The sequence below is a fragment of the Acinetobacter sp. YH16031 genome (assembly GCF_013417335.1).
In the GTDB taxonomy this organism is placed as follows: domain Bacteria; phylum Pseudomonadota; class Gammaproteobacteria; order Pseudomonadales; family Moraxellaceae; genus Acinetobacter.
Genome location: NZ_VPED01000028.1, coordinates 39359 through 46279, shown reverse-complemented (window position 1 = coordinate 46279; position 6921 = coordinate 39359). Strand labels below are relative to the sequence as shown.

The window sequence follows — 6921 nt, the reverse complement described above, 5'->3', positions numbered from 1 at the left end:
TTTCTGACTTAAATTTCGCTCAAATAAACTTCGAGTAATTTAAACCAATCAATCAATGAAAATAATTTCGATCAATCAACCAGTAAAAATCCACACAAGTTGTTCTTCATAATCTCTTAATGATCTTCTCACTACTTCGTCAGTAGCAAGCTAGGTCGGCTATATTACTCTCTATCTCTAGAAAGTCAACCAGTAATGAAAATTATTTTTAAACTTCCTTTCTAAAACCTAACTTAACCATTTCATGCTAAGTTACTGTTTTATCAGAAGTTTTAATCTTCATCACCGCCGATGGATGTGCATTCTACAGCATTTCAGAGGGCTTGCAACACCTTTTTCAAAACTCTTGAATCAGGTGTTTATTTTCTAATCCAAAAAATTCATAAATTATTGTTTTATTTATGAAAACTATTTTAAGAAAAATGTTCATTATTTTATTTAGAAATATATATTTATCATAAGCCATTGAATTTAATTATTTTAATCTCCTTAAAAACAAGAAAAGCAGAGCCTAAGCCCTGCTTTTCGTATTCACTTTAGTCAAATCAGAATTTCATACTGACGCGTGCCCAGTAGTTTCGGCCGATATTATTAAATTGCTCATCTGAAGCAAAACCAAAACCTGAACTCCCCATTTTATTCAAATGTTCTGTATAAGTCTGGTCGAAGACATTATCGACACCGACTGAAAGATCCACACTCTCATTCACATGATAGGTGCCATTTAAAGACAATGTGCCAAAACCAGCACTCTGTTTATGGTCATAACCAACAATATTGCCTTCATGTTCACTAATACGGTTTTGGCCATCCACCAAACGCCAGTAAGCGCCTAAAGTGTAATTCTCCTGGATATAACGCAGATTCACCCGAGCTTCCAAAGGTGCAATTTGTGGCAATGGCGTATGATCGGTGGTGTTTTCACCCCAGGCATACATGGCACTGACGTCTGCCTGAATTGCATCAGTAAACTGATAACCAATACCGGCTTCTGCACCTGCAATGGTTGCATCCACATTACGGGTATGTGCCTCTAGCATTCCCATATCACCTGTTGGCAAATAAGTGGTGAGGATGTAATCCTGAATGAGCCCAGCATAAGCGGATGCCCAGGAGTTGAATTTTCCATGTGCATGCTGATAACCAAGATCAAGCTGTAATGTCTTTTCGGTATCAATATTTTTAAAGGTATTTAACTGCCCATTACCTGATTTTGGGCTGAACAATTCCCAATAATCCGGCATACGTTCTACATAGCCTAAACCAATATAGGTTTTGCCATCGTCATATTCTGGGTGATGATTCTCAAAACGGAAAAACGCACTTGGCAATGTTTCTTTACGTTCCTGATTTGACTGAACAGCGTCAACTTTAACCTGATCCAAACGCAAGCCCGACACCAGTTTATTGTTGTCACCGACTTGATAACTCAATTCACCAAAACCACCAATTGACTGGAATTCCATATCTTTGCTGCGTGGCAGATTTTGATAAGGAATATTACGATCAGTATCTGTCTTCCGAATTGTATGCTCGTTATTCTGCGTATCTACACCCGTGATCAGTTCAAATTTATCCCATTCCTGGGTAACAGCCATACGTGCATTTAAGGTTTTACGCGTAACATTCGTTGCTGTTTCCTTTGGCATCATCATGGTTGGTTTAAAATCACGAAGGCTATAATTGTCCATCACATGGTCGTTATAGTTATAATTCACTTGCGCTTCGATTTTCTTAATGACATCGGTGACATTTTTCTTTTCGACACGCAAACCTAGGCTTTCACGGGCAAACTTGGAACCATCCATCATCCGGCCAGCATAAACCGCCTCACCATCAGCTTTACCACCGGTCAGTTCTACCCAAGTGTCTTCATCCGGCGTCCAGCCTAGTGCCAGATCTGCACTCCAGCGTTCCCAATCTGAAGGCACAGTTTGACCATCGCCATCTTTATAACTATTCGATACAGAACGGTTGGTGTTCAGGCGGATATATTTCTGCTCATCACCCACGGCTGCTTCAATATTTTGATCCAGACGACCAAAAGATCCCATCAGTACACTGGCCTGACCACGGTATTTTTTATCCTGATCAAGCTGTTCCGGGCTACGCTCAAAAATGACGGTTGCTGCCGAACCGGTATTGGCATATTGAACCGTTTGCGGGCCTTTAATCACTGAAATACGATCATAACTTTCTGGAGAAATATATGAAGTGGGCGAATCCATCCGGCTTGGACAGGCACCGAGGTTTTCAGTGCCATCAGTCAGGATTTTAATACGTGAACCAAACATGCCACGAAAGGTCACATCGCCATTGGTGCCAGCTCCGCTATTGACCGAACTAAAACCTACAATACTTTGCAGATAATCGGCACCATCGGTTGCTGGCACTGGCTGAATCGGCTGTTTGGGATCAGCACGAACAATCAGACCATTGGCATCATTACCGGCAGTTGAAGTCACCACAATCGGCGCCATGGTTTGTACAGGCATGCTTTCATTGGCCATAACCACTGATGAATAACAGGCAACACAAATCGCAGCCGCAAGGGGCTGTAACAAGAATTTAGGCTGAGCCATTTTCAATCTCACTGAATACATAAATTAAACACGGTCCGAGTCATTCAAGACCCAGGCAAAACAACGTGGATTTATGCAAACAGTGGCGGTGCCCGTCCCTGCGGGATTAAAAAGAGTCGCTGAAGGATAAACCAGACATGCTTAAAGGCTTGTTCAAAAGCCAATAGTCTGACCTGAATTCGATCCAGGACTTCTTTCACTTCAAGCTTAGGCGGCAAAACCAGGTTGCCATAGACAGTACAGTACTGACACTGATGACTGGCATCGTGTTCATGCGCCATGGAGTCTGAGGAAATAGGATGCTGATCAAGGTGATAATGGGCAGAATGTTCAGAATGAACATGAGAGGAAACTAAAAGGGCGCGCGTGATGGTTTCACAGACCGGAGCAACCTGATATTGCTTCGGCAGCAAAGGCTGTAAGAACACAGCCATCTGTAGAAATACCGCCACAAAGGAAAGTAGCAGACCTCCCCGCAGGACCATAGGCAAACCCTTGAATTTGTCTGGGCTAAGTATAACAAAGCCCAATCGAAATTGGGCTTGTTGAAGCATAAAAATTGCTTGGGAAAAGAGTCCTAGCGTTTAACTGCAACTTTTTCTTTATTGCGCTGGCGAACCAGTTTTTCTACTTTTTCACGGGCACGCTGACGTTTTAATGGCGACAGATAATCCACAAAAAGTTTACCATTTAAGTGATCCATTTCATGTTGGATGCACACAGCGAGAAGTCCATCAGCCTCTTGTTCGAAGGGTTGACCATCCAGACCAATTGCCTCGATTTTTACGCGTGACGGACGCTCAACTTTATCGTATATTTGAGGAACTGATAGACAGCCCTCTTCATAAGGCTGTGTTTCTTCAGTCAATGGTGTGATTTTGGGGTTAATGAACACCATGGGTTGATCTTTGTTTTCAGACAGGTCCATCACAATCAGCTGAATATGACGATCGACTTGGGTCGCGGCGAGTCCGATGCCTGGCGCTTCATACATGGTTTCAAACATATCTGCAGCGAGCTGACGAATTTCATCAGTAACTTCTTCGACTGGTTGTGCAATGGTACGAAGACGGGGATCCGGGAAACTTAAAATAGGTAATAAGGCCATACTGCGTCCTCAATTATGCCATTGATCAAAAAACCAAATGAAGGGAATGCTTCATCAAAAAAATGTGTGTAAGATCGTTATTATAACGCAACTACGCACATAATTTTAGGAATTATGATAATGAAAAAGGTTTTGAAGGGCATGCCATTTTTTAGTGCCTTGGGGTTAAAAAATCAAATGCTCGCACTGGCAGTTTGTGTCGGAGTGAGTATGGGGACAATGTATTCAGCCGAGGCAGCTCCTGCCCGTAACGTCAATCCACCTGCTTTAAAAGCCAGTGCGCCCAATGTCTATGTGGTCAAAAAAGGCGATACATTGTGGGATATTTCAAAACGTTTCTTAAAAAATCCGGTGCGTTGGCCAGAAATCTGGGCCAGTAACAAGCACGTGAAAAATCCACATTGGATTTTCCCGGGTGACCGCCTGTTGATGTGTGATTATCAAGGTCGTCCAATTATCGGTAAAGATGAAGGTGATGGCTGTGAAGGCATCATCAGTCGTTATATCGGCAGTACCTCATTACAACCACAGGTTCGCGTTGAATCTTTAAATAATACGATTCCAGTGATTCCATTGGCGCATATCCAGCAATGGCTGGAACGCTATACCATTGTGGCAGCGGATTCAGTTCAGGGCACCCCTTACATTCTCGGTACCGCAGACCAGCGCGTCCTGGCAGGTAAAGGCCAGAAGGTCTATGCACGCGGGAATGGCTTGGTGGTTGGTCAGCGTTATGCGGTATATCGTGAAGCAGACCCTTATGTATTTACCGATGCCAATGGTAAGAAATACACGGCTGCTCTAGAGTTGCAACAGGTTGCTTCCGGAATCGCAGTACGTGGCGAAGGTGATGTCACCACGCTGGAATTGACAGATAGCTATAATGCAGAAGTGCGTCGTGGTGACCGTGTTCTGCCAGAATACGATCCGATGTTACCTACCCTGTTCTACCCAGTGAATGCAGAAAATACGGTTGCTGGCGGTCAGATTGTGCGTGTGCTGGGTTCAATTGGTACCGCTGCGCGTCATAGTGTCGTGACGATTGACCGTGGTACGGCACATGGGGTTCAGACTGGTCATGTCTTTAGCGTAAACCAGAAAGGTGAAGTGGTGACTGATCCGAAAACCAAGGAACGTGTACAGCTTCCGGGTGAGCGCATTGGTAATGTGATGGTCTTTAAAACTTTTGATCAGCTCAGCTATGCTTATGTGCTGGAAAGTGAGTTACCTATCAAGGTAGGTGCCAATATTCAAGCTCCATTGTTAGATGAATAATAGATTGATCTAATTTTACAACTGAAAGAATAAGAAGACACAGATATAGGTCTCAATATGCTGAACTCGTTATCACGCGTGCAACTGGAAACACTGACGTTATGGTATCTGGTTCAGCATTCTCTTTCGAGCTTCTATAAAATCAGTCAGCATTATTCAAGTCTGACCACAGCCATACAGCCTGATCAGGTGCCCACCTGGCAGGCGCTTGGCATTCATGCCAATCATGTTCAACGCTTAAAAGACTTCTCGCTTCCAGAATCACAACAGAAATTTCAGCGCTGTCTGGAAAAAATTCAACGAGATAGTGATTTCATCTTGCTCTACCATGATCTGCACTATCCGCAGCAACTTAGCCACTATGTAGACAAACCACCAATTATTTTTGGCCAAGGCCAGCCGGATACCCTGCTACAAGCCCAGATTGCGGTTGTGGGAAGTCGCAAGCCAAGTCCTCATGGCCGGCAAGTAGCTTATGATTTTTCCTTTTATTTGAGTGAACAGGGTTTCTATATTAATAGTGGACTGGCACAAGGCATAGATGAAGCTGCTCATCGGGCAGGATTAAAACATCAGGGAACCATTGCGGTGATGGGAACCGGACTGGATCAGACCTACCCTTCTCAACACGCACAATTGCGCCAGGAGATTATTGCGCATGGTGGTGCAGTCATTACCGAGTTTCTGCCAGAGACTCCACCGTTGCAGCATCACTTTCCACGACGTAACAGGATTGTCAGTGGCTTAAGTCTCGGGGTCATTGTGGCTGAAGCGACCTTAAAAAGCGGCTCTCTGATTACGGCCAAACTGGCTGCCGAACAAGGCAAGACCGTATTTGCCATTCCGGGGCATATTTATAGCGAATATCATAAGGGCTGCCATCAGCTGATTCGTGAAGGTGCGATTCTGATTGATCACCCGCAACAGGTGATTGAAGAACTGGCTCTGGCGACCCAATGGCAAGCCTTACAAAATGAAGTACAACATAACATGGCGGATGAACTTCCTGCACACATACCGCCCCATCTGCTCAGACTTTATAACCAGCTGGACTGGGTCGGACAGGACCTAGACCATCTCAGCCATCATCTGCAACAGGATGTTTCTTCTCTGACCGGTCAATTGATGGAACTGGAGCTACTTGGCTTTTGCACCCAGCAAGCCGGCATGTATCTACGTTGTCGTCCACACAAATAAGGTTCACAATAGACACTTCTTGTTTTGATAAGGTATACACATGATCACCACCTCTGTTGCCGAAGCAGCTGAATGTCTCAAAGCTGGACAGGTCTTGGCATACCCTACAGAGGCTGTTTGGGGCTTAGGTTGCGACCCCTATAATGAACAGGCATTTCACCAGATTTTAACCTTAAAACAGCGCCCGATTGAAAAAGGCGTGATTTTACTCGCAGCTCATATTTCACAAGTAGAACATTTACTTCAGGATCTAAGTGAAGAAATGTGTGAAAAAGTAATTGAGTCCTGGAGTAATGATCGACCTACAGACCGGGCAACCACCTGGCTACTCCCTGCCAATGACGATATTCCAGGCTGGATTAAAGGCAAACACCCTAAAGTGGCAGTGCGCGTGACTACTCATCCTCTTTGTGTAGCCTTGTGTCAAGCCTTTGGCGGTTTTATTGTTTCGACCAGTGCCAATCCTGCCGGCTTAGAACCTGCACGTTCCCTGCAAGATGCCATGCGTTATTTTGATCAGGACCTAAATTATCTGAATGGCGATCTGGGACTGAGCCAGAAACCAAGCCGGATTATTGATGCTGTAACAGGTGAAATTATTCGTGACTGAGCCTTTGCTCAGTCATTTTTCTTTTCAAGCCGACTAAAGTTTTAAGACAAAAAAAAGCTCAACCATATAGGGATGGTTGAGCATAAAAAAGGATGTGTATTATCACATCCAGAGGGTCTGTAAATCTCTGGGAGTTTGATAAATCTAGG

At 44.2% G+C, this 6921-nt stretch carries 6 protein-coding genes; 3 read left to right on the top strand and 3 right to left on the bottom strand.

What is annotated here, in order from left to right:
* Positions 1-545: 545 nt before the first annotated feature.
* From FTV31_RS12075 to def, 3 genes are all read right to left on the bottom strand, one after another.
* Complete coding sequence (locus FTV31_RS12075; RefSeq protein ID WP_180015093.1) at positions 546-2582, bottom strand: TonB-dependent copper receptor; 2037 nt, start codon at positions 2580-2582, stop codon at positions 546-548.
* Positions 2583-2653: 71 nt separating this feature from the next.
* Positions 2654-3067: a DUF2946 family protein gene (locus FTV31_RS12070; protein WP_180004311.1), complete on the bottom strand. Its 414-nt coding sequence runs from the start codon at positions 3065-3067 to the stop codon at positions 2654-2656.
* 92 nt (positions 3068-3159) lie between these two features.
* Positions 3160-3690 (bottom strand): peptide deformylase, encoded by a 531-nt coding sequence (gene def, locus FTV31_RS12065; protein ID WP_004780730.1) that lies wholly within the window; start codon positions 3688-3690, stop codon positions 3160-3162.
* Between the two features lie 120 nt (positions 3691-3810).
* On the opposite strand from def, the gene FTV31_RS12060 reads away from it, so the two are divergent.
* From FTV31_RS12060 to FTV31_RS12050, 3 genes are read left to right on the top strand one after another with little or no spacing between them, the layout of a single operon-like run.
* Positions 3811-4965 (top strand): LysM peptidoglycan-binding domain-containing protein, encoded by a 1155-nt coding sequence (locus FTV31_RS12060; RefSeq protein ID WP_104426934.1) that lies wholly within the window; start codon positions 3811-3813, stop codon positions 4963-4965.
* A 57-nt stretch (positions 4966-5022) separates the two neighbouring features.
* Positions 5023-6162, top strand: coding sequence for a DNA-processing protein DprA (dprA, locus tag FTV31_RS12055; RefSeq protein ID WP_180015091.1), 1140 nt, complete (start codon positions 5023-5025; stop codon positions 6160-6162).
* Positions 6163-6202: 40 nt separating this feature from the next.
* Complete coding sequence (locus FTV31_RS12050) at positions 6203-6772, top strand: L-threonylcarbamoyladenylate synthase (RefSeq protein ID WP_180015089.1); 570 nt, start codon at positions 6203-6205, stop codon at positions 6770-6772.
* Positions 6773-6921: the final 149 nt, after the last annotated feature.